This is a genomic window from Pseudomonas sp. LBUM1648, assembly GCF_059716145.1.
The window spans coordinates 537670-558681 of the sequence record NZ_CP166808.1; the positions used below are offsets into that span (position 1 = coordinate 537670).

Annotated in this window: 17 protein-coding genes and 1 riboswitch; of the genes, 11 read left to right on the forward strand and 6 right to left on the reverse strand. The window is 59.2% G+C overall.

The genetic code is table 11. The features are described from left to right. The first annotated feature begins 65 nt into the window (after positions 1-65). Positions 66-1505, forward strand: a complete 1440-nt coding sequence (locus ACA043_RS02385) for a hypothetical protein (RefSeq protein ID WP_497658550.1) — start codon at positions 66-68, stop codon at positions 1503-1505. A 3-nt stretch (positions 1506-1508) separates the two neighbouring features. On the opposite strand, the gene ACA043_RS02390 is transcribed toward ACA043_RS02385, so the two are convergent. Further along, positions 1509-2162, reverse strand: coding sequence for a BUD32 family EKC/KEOPS complex subunit (locus tag ACA043_RS02390; protein ID WP_489880380.1), 654 nt, complete (start codon positions 2160-2162; stop codon positions 1509-1511). 125 nt (positions 2163-2287) lie between these two features. Here ACA043_RS02390 and msbA point away from each other — a divergent pair, with 125 nt between their 5' ends. The 7 genes from msbA to ACA043_RS02425 all read left to right on the forward strand — a co-directional run bounded on the left by msbA (position 2288) and on the right by ACA043_RS02425 (position 10496). After that, positions 2288-4108, forward strand: coding sequence for a lipid A export permease/ATP-binding protein MsbA (msbA, locus tag ACA043_RS02395; RefSeq protein WP_489880379.1), 1821 nt, complete (start codon positions 2288-2290; stop codon positions 4106-4108). After that, positions 4102-4998 carry a GNAT family N-acetyltransferase gene (locus ACA043_RS02400; protein ID WP_187677924.1) on the forward strand — a complete coding sequence of 299 codons (897 nt, stop codon included), beginning with the start codon at positions 4102-4104 and terminating at the stop codon, positions 4996-4998. The genes msbA and ACA043_RS02400 overlap by 7 nt, the downstream gene beginning before the upstream one ends. Before the next feature lie 4 nt (positions 4999-5002). Further along, positions 5003-6403, forward strand: coding sequence for a PIG-L deacetylase family protein (locus ACA043_RS02405; RefSeq protein ID WP_497658551.1), 1401 nt, complete (start codon positions 5003-5005; stop codon positions 6401-6403). Positions 6404-6467: 64 nt separating this feature from the next. Then, a complete protein-coding gene (hldE, locus tag ACA043_RS02410; RefSeq protein ID WP_497616192.1) occupies positions 6468-7889 on the forward strand; it encodes a bifunctional D-glycero-beta-D-manno-heptose-7-phosphate kinase/D-glycero-beta-D-manno-heptose 1-phosphate adenylyltransferase HldE in 1422 nt (473 codons plus the stop codon). A 130-nt stretch (positions 7890-8019) separates the two neighbouring features. Then, positions 8020-8994, forward strand: coding sequence for a glycosyltransferase family protein (locus tag ACA043_RS02415; RefSeq protein ID WP_497658552.1), 975 nt, complete (start codon positions 8020-8022; stop codon positions 8992-8994). Next, positions 8995-9681 (forward strand): hypothetical protein, encoded by a 687-nt coding sequence (locus ACA043_RS02420; RefSeq protein ID WP_497658553.1) that lies wholly within the window; start codon positions 8995-8997, stop codon positions 9679-9681. Positions 9682-9695: 14 nt separating this feature from the next. Further along, positions 9696-10496: a hypothetical protein gene (locus tag ACA043_RS02425; protein ID WP_187677919.1), complete on the forward strand. Its 801-nt coding sequence runs from the start codon at positions 9696-9698 to the stop codon at positions 10494-10496. Positions 10497-10500: 4 nt separating this feature from the next. Here ACA043_RS02425 and ACA043_RS02430 read toward each other — a convergent pair whose 3' ends face one another. The 4 genes from ACA043_RS02430 to ACA043_RS02445 form a co-directional block, all read right to left on the reverse strand. Next, positions 10501-11466 (reverse strand): metal ABC transporter ATPase, encoded by a 966-nt coding sequence (locus ACA043_RS02430; protein WP_489880373.1) that lies wholly within the window; start codon positions 11464-11466, stop codon positions 10501-10503. Positions 11467-11497: 31 nt separating this feature from the next. Continuing rightward, positions 11498-12310, reverse strand: a complete 813-nt coding sequence (locus tag ACA043_RS02435) for an aldo/keto reductase (RefSeq protein WP_497616195.1) — start codon at positions 12308-12310, stop codon at positions 11498-11500. After that, positions 12307-13482 carry an NAD(P)/FAD-dependent oxidoreductase gene (locus ACA043_RS02440; protein WP_187677916.1) on the reverse strand — a complete coding sequence of 392 codons (1176 nt, stop codon included), beginning with the start codon at positions 13480-13482 and terminating at the stop codon, positions 12307-12309. Before ACA043_RS02440 ends, ACA043_RS02435 begins: the two co-directional genes overlap by 4 nt. A gap of 114 nt (positions 13483-13596) precedes the next feature. Then, a complete protein-coding gene (locus tag ACA043_RS02445; RefSeq protein ID WP_187677915.1) occupies positions 13597-13929 on the reverse strand; it encodes a DMT family transporter in 333 nt (110 codons plus the stop codon). 109 nt (positions 13930-14038) lie between these two features. On the opposite strand from ACA043_RS02445, the gene ACA043_RS02450 reads away from it, so the two are divergent. From ACA043_RS02450 to ACA043_RS02460, 3 genes are all read left to right on the forward strand, one after another. Continuing rightward, positions 14039-14935, forward strand: a complete 897-nt coding sequence (locus ACA043_RS02450; RefSeq protein ID WP_187677914.1) for a LysR family transcriptional regulator — start codon at positions 14039-14041, stop codon at positions 14933-14935. A gap of 11 nt (positions 14936-14946) precedes the next feature. Beyond that, the gene (gene waaA, locus ACA043_RS02455) at positions 14947-16221 is read left to right on the forward strand and encodes a lipid IV(A) 3-deoxy-D-manno-octulosonic acid transferase (protein ID WP_489880369.1); all 1275 of its coding nucleotides are present in this window, start codon (positions 14947-14949) and stop codon (positions 16219-16221) included. Between the two features lie 134 nt (positions 16222-16355). After that, positions 16356-19109 (forward strand): RHS repeat domain-containing protein, encoded by a 2754-nt coding sequence (locus ACA043_RS02460; RefSeq protein WP_497658554.1) that lies wholly within the window; start codon positions 16356-16358, stop codon positions 19107-19109. Between the two features lie 96 nt (positions 19110-19205). Here ACA043_RS02460 and ACA043_RS02465 read toward each other — a convergent pair whose 3' ends face one another. After that, positions 19206-20639, reverse strand: a complete 1434-nt coding sequence (locus ACA043_RS02465; RefSeq protein WP_187677912.1) for a TolC family outer membrane protein — start codon at positions 20637-20639, stop codon at positions 19206-19208. A gap of 206 nt (positions 20640-20845) precedes the next feature. Next, a riboswitch (TPP riboswitch) is annotated at positions 20846-20951 on the forward strand. The last annotated feature ends 61 nt before the right edge of the window (positions 20952-21012 follow it).

A 21012-nucleotide genomic window follows, 5' to 3' on the forward strand; every position in this document is an offset into this window, starting at 1 on the left:
AGTGCATGCGCGTACCTGGTAATGGGTGTCGATGAGGTGGCTGGGTGAAAGGTACGGGCAGCAAGATGGGAGTTAAAGTCTCCAGGATCGTCGACGAATACCCGGTATGGCTGGCATTTTGTGGCAGTTTGCTGCTCTCGCTGATTGCGGTCATGGGCACCGCGACAGTAGGGCGAGATGCCGCGCTGTACATTGATATTGCGCAACAGGTAACTGAACACGGCCCCAATGTGGCCTGGGCAACTTTCGACTGGCCCTGGTTTTCCTTTCTGCTGGCTGGCACGCATCTCGTCCTGCGTTTGCCGCTGGAACTGAGCGCCTATCTCTGGTGCGGGCTTTTCTTTGCCGGTACCAGTGCGTTGATGGTGGACTGCATACGTCAGCGTTCACCTGACATCACCCGCTGGGCTTGCCTGGTGGTGCTGGCGATGCCGGCAGTCAATGCCTTTCGAAATGACATCATTCGTGAATGCGGTTTCTGGTTTTTCTGTACGCTGACGCTCTGGCTTGCGTTGCGCTGGCAGGCCCGTGGTGGCTGGTTTCGTGCGGCATTCATCCATCTGGCCATAGTCGCGGCCGCCTTGTTCCGGCTGGAAGCCTTGTTGCTGATTCCGGCGTTGGCGCTGTGGCAGTTGCCCAGTCTGTGGTCGTCGACTCGACGCTTGCAATTTCTTCAGTTCTCGCTGCTGCCGGTTTTGGGGTTGCTGGTCATCTCGGTATCGGGCGTGCTCCTGTCGGTGCGTGTGATGCTTTATCTGGACATGATTGCCCCTCGCGGCGTGCTGTCATCGTTTCAGATGCTATGCGATCAATTCGCCAACTCACTGATCAACAAGTACTCCCAGGATGAAGCCGGGCGAATCATTTTCTTCGGCATCCTGGCGACAATGACCATCAGTTTCGTGAAATTGATGGGGCCTTTCGCCGTTCCGTTCATTTTGCGTCGCAACTGGGGTGCGCTAAGCATCTACTGGCGCGAATATCGCCCCTTCGCATGGACGGCGTTGCTGTACCTGGTGGTGCTGGTGCTGTTTTTCATCAAGCAGCAGTTCATGAATACGCGCTACCTGAGTTTTCTGAATCTGCTGTTCGTGCCGGTACTGGCGATGGGGTTGGCGGCGTTTGTGCGCGAGTTCCCGCGTTGGGGCAAGTGGTTGGTTGTTTTGGCGCTTTTGGTGATGCTGTCGAACGTCATTTCCACCGGGGCCGGTAAAACTCACTATGTCGACGCGGGCCGCTGGGTGTCTTCCCACGTTGAACCGGGTGCGCCGATCTGGTTCGAGGATGGGCGGATCAGTTACTACGCCGGTCGCGGCTATGTGCTGCCAGCTTTGACCCAGGAAGAGGCACTGTCGCCAGCGCATGCCGGCGACTATCGGTATTTTGTGATCGAGGCGAAGGGTGACGAGCCTTGGCTGAAGGAGTGGCTGCAAGCGCACAAGCTGCGCATCATCGAACACTTCGCCAATCGAAAAGGTGCAACGGTCGTAGTCATTGGCCGCTAAGGTTTAACTCAGCAGCGGCCGCAGGCGCGAGATCAATGGCGCCTGCCGGTTGCTCGGCAGGGCTTGGCGGTAACCTTCAATAAAGCTGTTGCCGGCGTCCTGCCCCAGCAGCCATTGCCGGTCTTCCTTGTAACGCAGCAAGTGGGCGAAATTGCGCAGGCGTTTGCTGTCGCTGAGTGCGCGCTTCTGGCAGCGCAGGTCGGCGATATCGATCAGGCCCAGGTGGTTGTCGGGAGTCAGTACGACGTTGCCAAAGTGCAGCGATCGAAAGTACACACCTTTCTCGTGCAATTGCGCAAAGAACCCGCCCAGTTGGAATCTCAGAGAATCATTGCCTTCGCGGGTGCCTTGTAACTGGCGCACCGTTTCGCCCGCGAGCGGGGTGTAATACACGCAGTCACGTTCGATGCTCGGGATGCGATAGACCGCGATGACTTTCGGGCAGAGGATGCCGCGCTCCTCCAGTGCCCGGGTGTTGTCGGCAAAGCGTTGCGCGTATGGATAGAGCAGCGCCGAACTGAGCAGCCGTTTGCGGCGGAACAGCTTGAGCATGCGACCATCGGCCAATCTGAGCACTTTGTCGCCGGAACCGTCGGCTTCCAGTACGTGTGCACCTTCGCGCAGTGCCTCGTAAGTGCTGTGATCAATCGATTGCATGTCCGGCTCCCCATCATTAGCGGCGTATCTTAACCGACTTGGTCAAGGGCTGGCGTGAAGTCATGTTTATCGAGGGAAAAACGCGTGTGATATCATTCCCGCCTCACTGAATTGTGCGGATCACCATGAGCAGTCCTGAACCGAAAGCCCAGTCAACGCTGGCGATCTACTTCCGCCTATTGGCTTACGTGCGGCCTTATGCCGGTCTCTTCCTTCTCAGCATCGTCGGGTTTCTGATCTTCGCATCGACTCAGCCGATGCTCGCTTACATCCTCAAGTACTTTGTCGATGGTCTGGCCAATCCTGAAGCCAGTCTGTTTCCGGGCAACCCCTATCTGGGCAAATTGCAGTTGCTCCAAACCGTGCCGCTGATGATCGTCTTCATCGCTCTGTTGCAGGGCGTCGGGTCGTATCTGGGCAACTTCTTCCTGGCGCGGGTTTCACTGGGCCTGGTGCATGACCTGCGGGTCGTGCTGTTCAACAAATTGCTGGAGTTGCCTAACCGCTTCTTCGACAAGAACAACTCCGGCCATCTGATTTCCCGGATCACCTTTAACGTGACGATGGTCACCGGTGCGGCGACGGATGCGATCAAAGTGGTCATCCGTGAAGGCATGACCGTAATTTTCCTGTTCTGCACCCTGTTGTGGATGAACTGGAAACTCACCCTGGTGATGGTGGCCATCCTGCCGGTGATCGGCATCATGGTGAACAGCACCAGCAAGAAATTCCGCAAGCAAAGCAAAAAGATCCAGGTGTCGATGGGCAACGTTACGCACGTCGCTTCCGAGACGATCCATGGTTATCGCGTCGTGCGCAGCTTCGGCGGTGAAGTCTACGAGAAAAACCGCTTTCGCGACGCCAGCCAGAGCAACACCGACAAGCAACTGACGATGACCAAGACCGGCGCGGTTTACACGCCGATGCTGCAACTGGTGACTTACAGCGCCATGGCCGTGGTCATGTTCCTTGTGCTGTACCTTCGTGGTGACGCATCACCGGGTGATCTGGTGGCTTACATCACCATGGCCGGTCTGTTGCCCAAGCCTATCCGTCAGTTGTCCGAAGTCAGCTCGACCATCCAGAAAGGTGTGGCCGGTGCCGAGAGTATCTTCGAACAGTTGGATGAGCCGGCTGAAGTGGATCAGGGCACGGTCGAGCGCGATCGTCTTGAAGGCCGACTGGAAGTGCGCAATCTCAGCTTCCAGTACCCGGACACCGACAAGCAGGTGCTCAACGACATCAGCTTTGTCGTGGAGCCAGGGCAAATGGTCGCATTGGTTGGCCGTTCGGGCAGCGGCAAGTCCACCCTTGCCGGGCTGATTCCGCGTTTTTACCAGCACGAACAGGGGCAGATTCTGCTCGATGGCGTCCAAGTGCAGGATTTCACCTTGCGCAGTCTTCGTCGTCAGATCGCTCTGGTAACCCAGGCGGTCACGCTGTTCAACGATACGGTGACCAACAACATCGCGTACGGCGATCTGGCGGGCGCGCCTTTCGAAGAGGTCAAGCGTGCCGCTTCCGAGGCCTATGCCGACGAGTTCATTGTCAAGATGCCGCAGGGCTATGAAACCATGGTCGGCGAAAACGGCGTGCTGCTTTCCGGCGGCCAGCGTCAGCGTATCGCCATCGCTCGGGCGCTTCTCAAGGACGCGCCGCTGTTGATACTCGATGAAGCCACTTCAGCCCTCGATACCGAGTCGGAGCGGCATATTCAGGCAGCTTTGGATCATGTGGTGCAGAACCGCACGACCCTGGTGATTGCGCACCGCTTGAGCACCATCGAGAAGGCTGACCTGATTCTGGTCATGGATGAAGGCCGGATCGTTGAGCGCGGCACCCACGCACAACTGCTGGAGCAGAACGGCTATTACTCCCGTCTGCACGCCAAAGAGTTTGAAGAGGGTGATGAAATTCAGCCGGCCCACGCGACCAACGTATGCTGACGATGTTTCGCAGCTTTCGTGAACGTGGCTGGACGGAGATCGACCGGGACGCCTACGCCCGGGCATGGCAGCTTTTCGGCGGCAGCTTCGCGACGCATCCCGAGGTGGTCGAGCGCCTGTCGACGTTCGTGGGTATCGAACTGCGATATCTGGGCTGGATCGTTGGCGGCGATGTTGTCGCCGCCATTCCCTGCTGGGGTCGGCATGTAGCTTTGTCCAAGGAAGTGCTCAAGCGCGAAGGCAAGCGCGGGTTGCTGGACATGGGCAATGCCGAAATCATTCTGCCGATCGCGCCCGATGTCGTCGTGCCGGTTCGCCAGCGCATGGCTTATGTCTCCCAGCTCAATGCCGAGCAGATCAGTACCTTGAAAGTGCAGCCGGAGGGCCTGGCCCTGGCCCGATTGCCGGAAGAGTATTCGAAGAAGTTCCGCTACAACCAGCGTCGCGAGCAGCGCTTGCTTGAAGAGGCGGGTGGTTCGCTGGTGCCGATGTCCGAGTTTTCTGCCCAAGAGCAGGCGCAGGCATACGCTGATCTGTTTCAGCGTCGCTGGGGTTTTGAAGTGCCGGGCAAGGCCGGGCTCGTAGAAGTCTTTACACTGCTGCGCGAATTCATGACAGGTTCCGTCGCCATGCTCGAATCGGCACCGGTGGCCATTCAGGTGCTGTACCGCGTCGAGGCGCCGCAATGGGTTTCGCTGGAATACATCAATGGTGGTGTCGACCCGCAGAGTCGTGAGTTCAGCCCCGGTAGCGTACTGAGTTTCGTCAACACTCAGCAGGCCTGGGCAGACGCGCAGGCGCTGGGCAAGCCTTTGCGTTATTCATTCGGTCGTGCCGACCGTGAGTACAAGGATCGCTGGTGCCACACGGTGCCGGTCTACAAGGTCTGAATTGATGAGCGCTCGCAAGCAACAGCTACTTAAGGCCCACCGGCGCAACAAGCGGATGTTCCTTGTCGCGTTCCTGGTTGCGCTGCTGGTGATCGGATTCCTGATCGGCTGGTGGCTGGTGCCGCTGTTGCTGGTGCTGGCCTGGGTTGCCCACGAGGCATGGTTTGCCGATCACTTGTTTTACCGGCCATCCGACGATTATCGATACGACTTTCCAGCGAATGCTGCGCGTCAGCAGGTAAGCCTGGACGGCGGCGTGGTGCGCCTGAGCGGCTCGTTGGCGCCGGGCGAAACGCTCATTCTCGAGCTTGAATTGAAGTCCGGCTGGCTGGGGCGCTGGCTCGATCCTTACGTTCAGGTGGGTGATGATCGCCAGGACTTCGAACGTGGGGTCAAGGGGCGGCGTTTCCTGAATCTTTCCGGGCAGGCGGATACGCTAAGTCAAGGCGCGCTGACGCTGCGCGGCCGATATTGCGCGCTGGGTGCCACGGGCACGCTGTGGGTCATGGCCAATCCCGATTACACCCGTCAGCGCGTGATGGTCATTGCGCCCCATGCCGATGATGCGGAACTGGCTGCCTTCGGCCTCTACAGTCGCAGCGAAGACGTTAGCATCGTCACCCTGACCCAGGGCGAAATCGAGGCTGAAAACTTCCAGTCACTGGGCCTCGATCAAGCCGCCGCTGCCCGACTGAAGGGGCGTTTACGCAGTTGGGACAGTCTCGTTATTCCTTTATGGGGCGGCGTACCGGCCGAGCGTTGCGTGCAATTGGGTTATTACTGCCTGCAATTGCCAGCGATGGCCGCAGAACCGGCCACGGCGTTCGGTTCCCGTGAGTCGCAGGAAAGCGATGTACGCAGTGTGCGCCGACACAATCCGCTGACCTTGCCTGCCGACGCCGATGGGCAGCCGACCTGGCAGAATCTGGTCGCAGACGTGACCGCGCTGCTGGAACACTATCGTCCAGAGGTACTGGTGACGCCGCATCCTGAGCTGGATCCGCATAGCGACCACGTTGCCTCCACCCAGGCACTGCTTGCGGCGATTGCCCTGAGCGACTGGAAACCCAAAACTTTGCTCATGTACGCCAATCACCTGCATGACAACGACCGCTGGCCGATGGGGCCTGCCGGTGCCGGTGTCGCGTTGCCGCCGGCCATCGAACCATTGCCGGCCGACCGCTTGTGGAGCCCGCTGCTTTCAGCGGACGTGCAACTGGACAAGGCCATGGCGTTGGCCATGGAGCACGACTTGCAGGGTGGGCAAGTGTTCAAGCGCCAACTGCGACGCTGGATCCAGCACGCTTTGGCGGGTCGTCGCTGGCCTGTCACGGGCAGTAACGAGTTTTTCCGCAAGGCTGTCCGGCGTCATGAGTTGTTCTGGGTGCGCGACCTTTCAGATTGAGGCGGACGGCGCTTTACCCTGTGTTAATATCGCGCCCCTGTTCATTTTGTATGTGGGTTGCTCCATGAAGTTGTCCATGCCGCGTTTCGATCAAGCCCCGGTCTTGGTAGTCGGCGATGTCATGCTCGACCGTTACTGGCATGGCGGAACCTCACGGATTTCCCCTGAGGCCCCGGTGCCGGTCGTTAAAGTCGAGCAAATCGAAGATCGTCCGGGCGGTGCCGCGAACGTTGCCTTGAACATTGCCGCGCTGGGTGCGCCGGCGTCCCTGGTCGGTGTGACAGGTGACGACGAAGCCGCCGACAGCCTGAGCAACAGCCTCAAGGGCGCGGGCGTACGAGCTTTGTTCCAGCGCATTGCGCATCAGCCAACCATCGTCAAGCTGCGGGTCATGAGCCGGCACCAGCAATTGCTGCGTATCGACTTCGAAGAACCGTTCGCCACCGACGCCCTGGCCCTTGGCTCGCAGGTCGATGACTTGCTCGAAGGCATCAAGGTGCTGGTGTTGTCCGATTACGGCAAAGGCGCGCTGAAAAACCACCAGGCATTGATCCAGGCGGCACGCGCGAAGAATATTCCGGTGCTGGCCGACCCGAAAGGCAAGGATTTCTCGATCTACCGTGGCGCCAGCCTGATCACCCCGAACCTCAGCGAATTCGAAGCCATCGTCGGCGGCTGCGCCGATGAGCACGAACTCGTCAGCAAGGGTGCGACGCTGATGCACGACCTCGAGCTCGGCGCTTTGCTGGTGACTCGCGGTGAGCACGGCATGACCCTGCTGCGTCCTGACCAGCCTGCGCTGCACCTGCCGGCCCGGGCCCGTGAAGTGTTCGACGTGACCGGTGCCGGTGACACAGTGATTTCCACCCTGGCGGCGGCCATTGCGGCGGGCGAGGATCTGCCTCATGCGGTGGCGTTGGCCAACCTGGCGGCAGGCATCGTGGTCGGCAAGCTCGGTACGGCGGCCATCAGCGCCCCGGAACTGCGTCGCGCCATTCAGCGGGAAGAAGGTTCCGAGCGTGGTGTATTGGGCCTGGAGCAGTTGCTGCTCGCGGTCGCCGATGCCCGCGCGCACAACGAAAAAATCGTGTTCACCAATGGCTGCTTCGACATCCTGCATGCCGGCCATGTGACCTATCTGGAACAGGCGCGGGCCCAGGGCGATCGCCTGATTGTCGCAGTCAACGACGATGCTTCGGTCAGCCGTCTGAAAGGGCCGGGGCGCCCGATCAACAGCGTCGACCGGCGCATGGCCGTTCTGGCAGGGCTTGGGGCGGTGGACTGGGTTATCAGCTTCCCTGAAGGCACCCCGGAAAATCTGTTGCGCGAGGTCAAACCGGACGTACTGGTAAAGGGCGGCGATTACGGGATCGAGCAAGTGGTCGGCGCTGACATCGTGACCGCTTATGGCGGCACCGTGAAAGTGCTGGGACTGGTGGAAAACAGCTCGACAACTGCGATTGTCGAAAAAATCCGCAGTCGCTGATCAGATGGATTTTTACCGTTGTGTACTGCGTGTGAACGGATTTTGCCTTGGGGATCTAACCGTTTCCGTTGATGTTGGCAGGGTTGAATCCGATGCGCTTGCCTGCTTACGTCGCGTGGTCATTTAATTTATGAAAGTCATGCTCTTGGTGATGGACGAGCAGCGGGTCATTCTTGATCGGCTATACGACATCGTGCAGCAGAACTGTGATGAATGTGTCATCTACCGCTTGAGCAAGCAGCAACAGATGAACCTGGGACCGTTTCTGGCGTCGGTCGATTACCAGACTTTCGACCGTGTGGTGATCTTCTCCCGGGTCAAGCGCCTGGCCCCGCAACTGCGGGTGCTCAAGTGTATTCCCGGGCTGGTTTTTCTCGAACACGATGCCTACCAGAACTACATGCCGGCGAGTAAATACCGTGGCGTGTATTCGCGTCTCTACAGTCGTCTTCCGAGCTGTCGGGCGCTGGTTTCTGGAGCAGTAGTCGCGCGCAAGATGCTGGCTGAGGGCATCGACACGGTGTTCGTCTCCAAGGGTTACGACGAGCAGATGCTGCGCAACACGGGTGCCGAGCGCGACATTCCCATCGGTTTTCTCGGCAGCCTGAAAAGTACCGAGTACGCCCAGCGCAAGGCACTGCTCGAATCGCTCGCGCAGCGCACCGGTATGCTGGTGACGCGCACCAAATCGGGCGAGGAATATCTGGAAACGCTCAATCGCATCAAGATCTTCGTCAGTGCCGACATCGGCATGAACGAGTTCATGATCAAGAACTACGAAGCCATGGCCTGCGGTTGCGTGCTGCTGGCCTGGAGCCAGGGCGAAGAAGATCAGTTGCTCGGTTTCGAAGACATGCACAACACCGTGTTTTATCGCAGCGAAGACGAGGCGGTGGAAAAGATCAAACTGCTGCAGGGCGATCCGGAGCTGTCGCAGCTTATCGCCAGCAACGGTCAGGCGTTCGCGCAAAGTCGCTATTCCTTCGCTCGTGTCGGTCAGGCCCTCGCTACTGAAATCCAGCGCGAGATGCGCCCCTGGCAGTCGCCTTCGGCCTTCACACGGTTCTGGGTCAAACTGCGTTACGGCATGAAGGTGCGGGTCTGAATGATCGACGAACACATGGCGCTGGATGCGCTACCCGGCGGTGACCAGTTCGTTCTGGACGCGTTGCCCGAGCCATTGCGCGATTGCCTGAGCCGAGCGGCTCGGGTCGTACTGATTGCCAACAATCCGGCCATCACGGCGGCAGATTTTCAGGCGCTGAATATCAGCGCCAATGACGTTGTGGTCAGCTTCAATACCTGCATCAAGGCGCCGCTGCTCAACTCGCGATGCGTGAATGTCTTTGTGCATGGCTATAACGCACCGGACGCCTATTTTTTTGGTCTGCCTTACGGCCCGGACGTGCAACGGTTGTTCGAGCACGCGGGTGAGCGTTGTTTCACCATGCTGGTCGGCTGCGCCGCACCGATGTGTCCGTTGCCACGAGTGGCCATGTATTGGGATCGCATCCCGTTGCCGCCGCTGTGGAACTACCCGGTCGATCGGCCGGGCGGCAAGCGATACGTCGGGCCGTCCACCGGTTTCAACACGCTGGTGCTGTTTGACTGGTTGCGCGGACACGCCGGTTATACCTATCAGCTCATGACCCTGGGATTTTCCAACGAAGCGGGAAAACTGTGGGGTGGTCACGCGTGGGATTATGAGCGGGACTGGCTGCAGAAGTCCGACGTCATTGTGGTGCCTTTGCAACCCCGACGCTGGTGGCAAAAGCTGTTTCGCCAAAAATAAAAAGGTGCCGTTGAGTGTTGAAAATTGCCGTAGCTTTTTTCGGGATCCCGAGAAACTCGCAGATATGCTTCCCCTCCATCGAACAGAACGTACTGGCGCAGTTGCCTGCGGGCAGCGACGTAAAGTGCTTCTATCACCTGTACAAAATCGATGAAGTGCAGAATGTGCGATCGGGAGAGAAGGGCGAGCTGGCGGCTGACAACTATCAGCCGTTCGAGTCGATGACCGGCGCGCTGACTTCGACCGAAGGCGTGCTGGATCGCTGGGACTTCGAACAGGTCAAAGCACAGGGCGATACCTGGGCCGATGACTATGCGTCGCTGCGCAACCTGATCTATCAGCTCAACTCATTGCACACCGTCACCACCATGATCGAAACCTTCAATCCGGATTTCGTCGTGTTCGTGCGCCCGGACAATTTCTTCCATAACCCGCTTCCCGGCTATGTGTTCAATCATGCAGAGGCCCGGCGGCACAATGCCTACATTCCGGACTGGCAGTGGTGGGGCGGCTTGAATGATCGCTTTGCCATTTGTGGGCGCGATACCTATCTCGCGTACGGCAAGCGGATCGAGCGCATCTTTGATTTTTGCAAGGCAACTGGACGCAAGCTGCATTCCGAGCGTTTGCTCAAGTACGCATTACTGGAGGCGGGCGCAAAAGTCTGCACGCTGCCGACCCAAGCCTCTCGGGTGCGAATCACCGGCGTTTTTGCCGAAGAATCGTTTTCGCCCAAGCGCGGCATGGGCAAGCGCGAAAACCGCTATTTCCATTTCTTCGCCACGTTGCGTACCTGGATGGATCGTCGGCGCTAATCGGCTATTTGCTCGCGCGTTTCTTGCCAATGCCAACCAGGCTCAGCGCCTTCAAACTCAATTGCTTGAGTCCCGCGCGAGGGGGCTTCGCCGGTTGCAGGCCCTGTTGCACGAGCCAGTCCTTCCAGCGAATCCGCTCGTCGCGCACGACCCAGCCTTGCTGGGTCGCAAAGCTCTCGGCCAGGTAAAGTCCACGGGTGCTGGCCGGCAGGAGTTTGTCGCGTTTGAGGGTGTACAGCTCGGCCAGTGGCGCGCCGTCCTTGAGCGGCATCAAGTACAGGTCGGGGCGTTTGCGGTCGAGCCGCGCCACCAGTTGATCACCTTCCAGACGCTCATCGACGTGGAACAGGCTCAGGGATTTGGCTTCTTTGGGCACGTCCAGGCGCAGGTCGTAGATCAATTGCAATGAAGCGGTCGGTAAATGGACATAGGCCTGCGGCCGCTCCTGCAATTGCAGAGTGGCGCACCGCACCGGTCGTGCTGCGCCGGACAGTGGCGTCAGGCGAAACGGCAGGGCTTCGCGATAATGCAGCGCGGCCGAGTAGGGCGCCGGCAGCCAGGTGTCGTTGAAGCGCCCGCCGAGCCAGCCCTCCGGGGTTTCCAGCAAACACTCTTCGGCGATCTCTTGAATGGCCGTGTGCAGCGGAATATTCAGTTCGTGAGCCGGCACGTAACCGGAAATCAGCTTGAGCACCACATCGCCGCGATCCTGCCGCCGCTGACGCACCAACACCCAGTAATCGCGATTTTGCCAATGCAGGGTCAGGCGCACCGAAACCCCGAGATTGGCCAGCTCCAGCGAGAAGCGCTCGGTGTCCGCCACGCTGACCGGTTTGCGTCGTTGCAAGGTCTGCGCGAAGTTCAGCGGCATGCCGACGCTCTGATAGGTCAGGCCTTCGGGCGTAGCTTCTACGTACAGGGGCAGGGTCTTGAAGTTGCTCGGGTTCTTTCTGATGAGCGTGCGCGGCATATCGGCTCCTGCTTAAGGCCGCGGGGCGGCGTCAGTGACCACGAAGGACCTGGGCAACGGTCGCAACGTTGTGGGCGAGGTGCAGCGGATTGATCGTTCCGACAATAGCACTGGCCACGCCAGGCTGGGCAAACAGCAACTCGAAGCTGGCGCGCACCGGGTCGACGCCTGGGCTCAGGCAAACGTGACCACTGGCCAGGGCTTTTTTCACCAGAATGGCTTTGCCGTGGGCAGCAGCATAGTCAATGACAGCTTTCTCGTTTTGTTCGTTCAGATTGTAGGTGACCATCGCACAGTCGCCTTGCTCCAGTGCTTTCAAGCCGCCTTCGACGGTTTTGCCGGAAAAGCCGAAGCCGCGAATCTTGCCCTCAGCCTTGAGCGTCGCAAGTGTGGCGTAAACCTCCTCGTGCTCAAGGATGGCCATGTCGTTGCCGTCGGAATGGACCAGCATCAGGTCGATGAAATCCGTTTCCAGACGTTGCAGGCTGCGCTCCACCGACATTCGCGTGTGCGCTGCGCTGAAGTCATGGCGCGAAAGGCCGTCGGCAAACTCTTCGCCGACCTTGCTGACGATCACCCAGTCATTGCGCTGGCCGCGCAACAGCGGGCCGAGGCGCTCTTCGCTGCGACCGTAGGCCGGCGCGGTGTCGATCAGGTTGATGCCCATATCGCGGCTGAGCTTGAGTAGCCGGCGCGCGTCATCGTCATCGGGAATCTGAAAGCCGTTGGGGTATTTCACACCTTGGTCGCGGCCAAGTTTGACCGTGCCCAGGCCCAGTGGCGAAACCAACAGCCCGGTGCTGCCCAGCGGTCGGTGCAAGTCGTGCAGGGTCGCTATCGTCATGGCAGCAGTTGCTCCCAGGCAGGCACGCCCATCGGCGGTTTTGGCAGAGGTGGCAGTGGTGCAATGGCTTGCGGCTGGATGCCGTCGCGTTGCAAGGAGGCGATCACCCGATCAGCGAAGTCTGGTGCCAGTGCCAGTTTGGTTGGCCAGCCAACCAGCAAGCGCCCCTCTTCAGCGAGGAAGGCGTTGTCCGGGCGCGTCAGGCCGGTTTGCAGCGGCTCGGCACGGTCGACACGCAGGGTTGCCCATTGCGTGGTGCTGAGGTCGATCCATGGCAGCAACTGCGAGATTTCTTTTTGCGCGGTGGCGATCTGTTCGGCTGGCTCGCGGTTCACGCCTTCGCTCTCGGCAATGTCGCCGCCCATGTACCAGACCCACTGGCCATCAGCGGCCGGGTGGGTGGTGACGGTGATGCGCGGCTTGGTGCCGCCGCCCAGACAGTGGGCGTACAGCGGTTTCAGGCCCGGGCCCTTGGCGATGATCATGTGCAATGGGCGGCGTTGCATGGCCGGGTGACTCAGGCCCAGAGCGGTGAGCAGGTCGGCAGTGCCGGCGCCGGCGCTGAGGACGATGCGCTGGGCACGGATCTCGCGACCGTCGACTTTCAGGCCGACCAGCACGCCAGCTTCCAGCAGCGGCTCGATGGTTTGCCCGGCGAGCAATCCATCACCGGCCAGATCGGCCAGACGCTGGATCAGGCTCGGAACGTCGATCACCAGTTCGGCGAGACGATAGACCTTGCCCTTGAAGCGCTTGTCTTGCAGCGCCGGCGGCAATTGCTCGCCCTTGACCTGATCGACACGGCCACGCACTGCTTTGCTGGCGAAGAAACTGGTGAGGTTGCCGGCGAGGGTGCCCGGCGACCACAGGTAATGCGCTTCGGAGAGCAGACGAACGCCGGAAAGATCCAGTTCACCGTCGCCGGCCAGTGCTTCACGCCAGCGGCGCGGCATGTCGGCGATGGCTTCCGAGGCGCCGGTCAGCGCACCGTGCAACGCGTACTTGGCGCCGCCGTGGATGATGCCTTGTGATTTCACACTCTGCCCGCCGCCGAGGCTGGCGCTTTCCACCAGCACGGTCGAAAAACCCTGGCGGCGCAGGCGCGCGTTCAGCCAGAGGCCGGCGACACCAGCGCCGACAATCAGAACGTCGGTGGAAATAACGGATGGCATGCAACGACCTCAGTGTTCAAGACGAGGGCGCAGTATACAGACTCGGGAAAGAGGCGGATTTGTCGATGATCAACAGAGCTGACGCAAAACCAAATGTGGGAGCGAGCTTGCCCGTTAGTGCCCGGCGGTTTTCGAGAACAGCTGGATAACTACAACACCCAGAACAATCAACGCCATCCCCAGCATCGCCGGGATATCCAGTTTCTGCCCATAGATAAACAGCGCCGCAACGCTGACCATCACGATGCCCATCCCGGCCCACACCGCGTATGCGACGCCCACCGGCACCGTGCGCACCACCAGCGTCAGCATCCAGAAGGCGATCCCGTAGCCGACGATCACCAGCAGCAGTGGCAGCGGGGTGCTGAAACCTTTGACGGCTTTCATCGAAACGGTGGCGATCACTTCGGCGCAAATGGCGATAGCCAGGTAGGCGTAGGCGTTCATGGTTCAAATCCTCATGTAAAACGTTGCTTTCTGAGCCGGCATTTTAGAGATTCACCAGATGGGGTAAAGTCATTACCTATCTGTTTTGAAGATGGGTTGGTGAGCCAGCATGCAGTGGAATCTTGATCAGCTACGGGTATTTGTCGATGTCGCCGAACAGCGTTCGTTCTCCGCCGTCGCACGCCAGCAACGCAAGGCGCAGTCGGCGATCAGCAGCGCCATCGCCATGCTCGAAGACGATCTGGGCGTGAGCCTGTTCGAGCGTAGCAGCGGCCGCCAGCCGAGCCTCACCGAAGCGGGCGATGCGTTGCTGGAAGAGGCCCGCGAAGTCTTGCGCCAATGCGAGCGCCTGAACGGTCGGGCGATGGCGATGATGCGCGGCCAGGAAGCGCAATTGCGTGTGGCGCAGGATGAAGCCATGCCCTATCAGGCGCTGGTGGAAAGTTTTGGCGCGCTGGCCGAGCAATTTCCCAGTCTGGAGTTGCAACTGACCAGCGCTGCCCAAGGCGAAGTTTCACGCAAACTGGTCGAACGTCGCGCCGATCTCGGGCTGCTGTTCTATCACGATGAAATCCCCGAGGCGCTGGAGCGGCGGGTGCTGGGCAGCGTGGAAATGGTCACCGTCTGCGGCATCAATCATCCGTTGGCGACTCAGCCCTACGTCACCTGCCAGCAACTGGCGCAACACCGGCAATTGCTGATGTCCACGCAAACCAGCGTTTATCCCGGCAACGAGCCGGCCAGCCCGCAGGTGTGGCGCGCCGACAGTTTCTACGTGATGGCCGAATGGCTGGTGCGGGATCTTGGCTGGGCGTGGCTGCCTCGGCATGTGGTGCAGTATTCGGCGTATCAGGGCTTGATGGTCGAGCTCGACAGCGAATGGACGCCGCCGGCGCTGGTGGTGGAACTGGTCTGGCGCCGCGACGAGCCGCTCGGCCCGGCCGCCCGCTGGCTGGCAGAACGTTTTGCCGTGCACTTGCAGGCGATCGGCGACAAAAGTCGATAAACTCCGGCGCCATGAATAGAACTCTCTACACCGCGCTGTTTTACCTGGGGCTGCCATTGGTGGCGATTCGGCTGTGGCTGCGGGCGCGCAAGGCGCCGGCGTATGCCAAACGGATTGGCGAACGTTTCACTTATGGCATGCCGACACTGCAACCCGGCGGCATCTGGGTACATGCGGTATCGGTGGGCGAAAGCATTGCCGCGGCGCCGATGATTCGCGCCTTGCTGCAACGTTATCCACAGCTGCCGATCACCGTGACCTGCATGACCCCAACCGGCTCGGAACGCATTCACGCACTGTTCGCCAACGAGCCGCGCATCCAGCATTGCTACCTGCCGTACGACTTGCCGTGCGCGGCGGCGCGGTTTCTTGATCGCGTGCAGCCGAAGCTCGCGGTGATCATGGAAACCGAGCTCTGGCCCAACCACATTCACCAATGTGCCAAGCGCGGCATTCCGGTGGCGCTGGCCAACGGTCGATTGTCCGAACGCTCAGCCAAGGGCTACGGCCGCTTCAGCAAACTGACCGCGCCGATGCTTGCCGAGATGAGTTTTTTCGCCGTGCAGACCGAAACCGAAGCGCAGCGTTTCCGCGATCTCGGCGCACGTTCTGAGACTGTCGAAGTCACCGGCTCGATCAAGTTCGACCTGACCATCGACCCGCAACTGCTGCAACGCGCCGCTGAACTGCGTGGCCAATGGCAGGCGCAGGAGCGTCCGGTATGGATCGCCGCGAGCACCCACGAAGGTGAGGACGAAGTGGTGCTGAATGCCCATCGTCGACTGCTGACCAACTACCCGAATGCGCTGTTGATTCTGGTGCCGCGTCATCCGGAGCGGTTCAACTCGGTGTTCGAACTGTGTCAGCGCGAAGGGTTTGCCACCGTGCGCCGTTCGACCGGCGCTAACGTTGCGGCCGAAACATCTGTTCTGCTCGGCGACACCATGGGCGAATTGCTGTTTCTGTATGCCTTGGCGGACAGCGCTTTTGTCGGTGGCAGTCTGGTGCCGAACGGCGGGCACAACCTGCTGGAGCCGGCAGCCCTGGCGAAACCGGTGCTCAGCGGCCCGCACCTGTTTAACTTCCTCGACATCGCCGCGCAATTGCGCGAAGCCGGGGCGCTGGTCGAGGTGGATGATGCTGAAGGGCTGGCGGTGGAAGTGCAGCGCTTGTTCGAACTGCCACGTGATGCGCAGCGCATGGCTGAGGCTGGGCTGGCGGTGATGCGCCGCAATCAGGGCGCTTTGCAGCGTTTGCTGGATGGGTTGGGCAGGTTGATCCCTTAGCCCCGCGCAGAAAGGGGCAAAATCAGGTAGAGCGCAACACGGTGCTGCCCGTACTGCACCTGTTAGTTCTTACAGTATCGGACCTGCAAGAAAGCGTTCAGTCTTTCCCTCAAGTGAGAGGGACCGTCGTAGTCATGAACGTACAGTATTCAACCACCACACCGACGCTGTCTGTCCTGGACCCCCGCAAACTGGTGATCCGCAGCGTGGGTTATTACCTGCATCCCGATACGCCGGACATTGAGCCGCGCATTACCCGGCAAGTGTTCGATGGGGCGGGACGGCAGGTGGCCGCGTGGGATCCGCGATTGTGGGGAACAGCACCGAAGTCAAACATGGCGACAGCTTATGGTTTGAGCGCTCAGGTTTTATTGGCTGACAGTGTCGATGCGGGTTGGCAATTGAGTCTGTTGAATCACGCCGGCTCGCCGCATTTACTTTGGGATGGCCGGGGCAGTCAGCGCCAATTCGAGTATGACAATCAGCAGCGCACGGTTGCGATTACGGAACAGGCGATTGATGAGTCGCCGAAAGTGGTTGAGCGGCTGATCTACGGTGTTTCTGCTGATGAGCACAATCAATGCGGCCGTTTGATTCGCCATGATGATCCCGCTGGCTCTCTAACTGTCGATGAGTATGGTCTTGCCGGTGGTGTGCTAGTTGAAAGCAGGCGTTTTCTCATCAATCTCGAAACGCCCGACTGGCCACTTGAAACAAACGCCAAAGAGGAGTGCCTGGAGACTCAGGCATTCGTCACACGCCACACACTCAGCCCAGCGGGCGAAATACATCGCCAAACTGATGCCATGGGTAATGTTCGAACCTCTGGTTACGACGTCTCAGGCCAGTTACTTGAAACCTGGCTGCTACGGGCAGGTGAAAACCGGCAACCACAGCAATTGGTCGGCGACGTCCGCTATAACGCACAGGGCCAGATTGAAAGTGAAACTGCTGGCAATGGCGTGATAAGCCGAGCCGAGTACGCAGCCGATGACGGTAGCCTGATCAGGCTGGTTGCCACAGTTGGCAACCACAAACCCTTGCAGGACCTGAACTACGTTTACGACGCGATGGGTAATGTCATCGAGATGGAAGACAAGTCCCAGACCGTCAGCCATTTCAACAATCAACGCATTGAGCCGATTACCCGCTACCGTTACGACAGTCTCAATCAATTGGTTGAAGTCCGAGGCTGGGAAGTCAGTCAGCCAAACCATGGTCCGGGTTTGCCGGGGTTATTGCCGCTGCCTCTGGACCCCAACCAGCGACGTAACTACACCCGGCGTTTTGATTATGATCGGGCCGGTAACATGCTTGCTCGCCACCACAGTGGCAGGCCCGGTTTTTCGATGTTTACCTCGTCCCGCAGTAATCGCAGCCTCGCTCAACGCGATGATGGATCTTTGCCCGGAGAATCCGACATTGCTTCGGGCTTCGATGCCTGCGGCAACCAGCGGGAACTGCTGCGTGGCCAAGTCATGAGCTGGGACTGTCGCAATCTTTTGCGCAAGGTGACGTTGGTCAACCGCGAAGGCGAGCCTGACGATGATGAGTGCTATGTCTACGATCACCCCGGTCACCGGATACGTAAAACAAGAATCATCCGAAGCAACGGCCGCACGCTGCGCCCTGAAGTCCGTTACCTCCCTGGAGTGGAAATCCACCGTGAGAGAGATGGCGTAGAACGACATGTCGTTAGCGTCGAGGCTGGACGAAGCCAGGTACGCGCGCTGCACTGGCCTCTCGGCGCTGAAAGCGATCAATTGCGCTACAGCCTCAACGATCATCTTGGCTCCAGCTCTCTGGAGCTGGACCACACTGCCTCTGTGCTGACGCAGGAGCACTATTACGCCTTTGGCGGAACGGCGTGCTGGGCGGGACGAAGCGCATTGGTGGCGCAGTACAAAACCATTCGCTATTCAGGAAAGGAACGGGATGCGACGGGACTCTATTACTACGGTTATCGTTATTACGCACCGTGGTTACAGCGCTGGATAGCAGCAGATCCCGCGAAAGACATAGATGGGCTGAATGTCTACCTGTTTTGCGCTAATAATCCCGCCACTTATCAAGATGCGTCAGGGCTGGCGAAATACAAGGGCAAGGGCGATGCCATAGAAAAGCAGAGAGCTGCATGGGGAAGCGACATCGTTGCCAGAGGCTTAAAGGAAATCAAGAAACAGGCGCCGGACAAAGGTCAACGTTTGGAGAAAGCGTTAGAAATGATTCCCAAGGCGACCGCAGAGACGATCCGAGTATTAAAGGATGGCGATGTCGACGAGGTATACAAAAACTTCACGTCGAGAATTTTTGGTACTCACACCAGTCCGCAGGCGCTACGGCAGAAACTATTGGAAGTGCTTGTTCCACTCAAGGAAACGGTAGACAAATATGCTGGAAGGCGGTCTGAACGATTGGTGTGGTCGACAAAGAGTCAAATCTTGCCAAGTGAAGCAAATACACATCCTGAAGACCCTGCAAAACGAATATTTTTAAGCTCTGAGGCGTTCGATTCATCTCCGATAAACATGATGACGATGATCGTTCATGAGGCATCGCATCGCCTTGAAAATCCGACTCATGATTTCATGTACTACGCGCTGGAGTCAGATTTAAGCGATGAGCATGCTGGCCCTTCGAACTCTATGGTTGATCGGATTTCCAGCGGGAAGGCGAATGAATATCTGGCTTCAGTGGCGATGGAAAAGCTGACTGATGACGCACGGAAAGATTTTTTTGGTGACATGCAAGTGAGTGCTGTTACAAGCAAACTGAATACCGATCCCGGTTTCTTGCAAAAGACTCTGCTGTTTAATGCTGACTCTTATGCACTTTTGGTGAAGTCGATTTGGTCTGCCTCTACGTTGTCCAAAAGCAATAACAACTGATCACTCGTCCTTCGCTCGGTGTGATCTCAAGTCTGCGGTTGTTCCTACAGGTAAATCCTGTAGGAACAACCGCAGACTGCGATCTTTTGCTTTAGCTTAAGGCCGCGCCCTGAGCTGCGCCTCGGCAGCCTTGGCCAGATCCGGCGGCAGGAAGTCTTTGTCCGGGTTGTAATCGGCTTTCAGATAACGCGCCAGATCCTGCAAGTCGCCCGGGTTCAACGTGCCGGCGGCTTGCTTCAAGCGCAGGTTGTCGAGGATGTAGTCGTAGCGGGTATTGTTGTAATTGCGCACCGAAGAGTACAGCTGACGCTGCGCATCGAGCACGTCGACGATGTTGCGGGTACCCACCTGATAGCCGATTTCCGTGGCTTCCACCGCGCTCTGGTTGGAGATGATCGACTGGCGGCGCGCCTGCACCTGTTCGACGTCGGTGTTCACCGCGCGGTGCAGGTTGCGGGTGTTTTCCACCACTTGCCGACGCAGGCCTTCGCGCTGCTGTTCGGTTTGATCGAGGCGCGAGTAGGACTCGCGCACCTGCGAGCTGGTCAGCCCGCCGCTGTAGATCGGGATGTTCAGTTGCAGTCCCAGCGTGCTCTGTTCGACGTTGCCACGGTAGGGCGTGCCGAAGGCGTTCGGGTTGGCGAAACCGAGGGCGTCGTTGTCACCTTTTTCGTATTTGGCCACGGCGTCGAGGGTCGGCAAGTGGCCGGCCTTGCGCTGCTTCAAGGTCTGTTCGGCCGAGCTGACGGCATAGTTGCTAGCCAGCAGATTGAGGTTCTGTTTTGCTGCGGTGTCGACCCAGGCCTTGGCGTCGTTCGGTGCCGGCGGCAGGATCGGCAGCGTGTGCACGATGCCCTGAATCGCGTTGTACTGGCGGTTGGTCAGGGTGATCAGCGCTTCGAACGCATCATCAACCTGACGCTGCGCGACGATCCGGTTGGCCCGCGCGGTGTCGTAACTGGCTTGCGATTGCAGCACATCGGTCTTGTCCGACAGGCCGACGTCAAAGCGCTCGTTGGACTGGTCGAGCTGACGCTTGAACGCCGCTTCTTCAGCTTTGGTCGAGGCTAGATTGTCCTGGCTGCGCAGCACGTTGAAGTAGCTTTCGGCCGATTGCAGGATCAGGTTCTGTTCGGTAGCCGACAGTTGCAACGCGGCTTGCTCATTGACGTCTTTGGCGGCCTGGAACTGGAACCAGCGATCGGCGCGGAACAGCGGTTGGGCAAGGGTTGCCTGATAGGAATGCGCACTGCGGTTGGCAATGGCCGAAGGCTGGTCGATCGAGGTGCGTACGTCGGCGACTTCGGCGCCGCCGGACAGGTTCGGCAGCAAGCCGGCGCGGGCCTGCGGCACCACTTCTTTCTGCGCGCCATACTGGGCGCGGGCGGCGGCCAGATCGGCGTTGTTGTCGACCGCTTCCTGATAGACGCTGACCAGATCGGTTTTGCTCGACAAGGGCGCTTCTGCTGCCCAGGCCATTGCGTTGGACGCACAAGACACGGCAAGAGCCAGTGAAAGTTTGCGCAGCATGAGGCGATCCCTAGCATGAATATTATGGAAATAATGTGCGCGCCAAGGCTACGGCGCAGCCCCTGCAGCGTCAAGGCGCAGCGGGGCAAGGCGAGTGTAGTTGCGCATTGAAGCGGCAACAATCCTGCACGTCCTGCCAATTGCGCCATTCATCATGGTGTTTGCTGCGGTGTTGGCGTTCTTTGCCGGTTGTGTCTAGACTGGCCGGGTTCTTGTCGGGGTGCCTTGCTATGAGGCTGAGATCGAATAATTTCGGATCCCGTTGAACCTGATCAGGTTAGCGCCTGCGTAGGGAACAAGATTTCTCGTCACCCGGCGAGTCCTCTTGTGCTTCGTCCGGGAAATTGTTCGACAATCGAACGCTCGACGACGA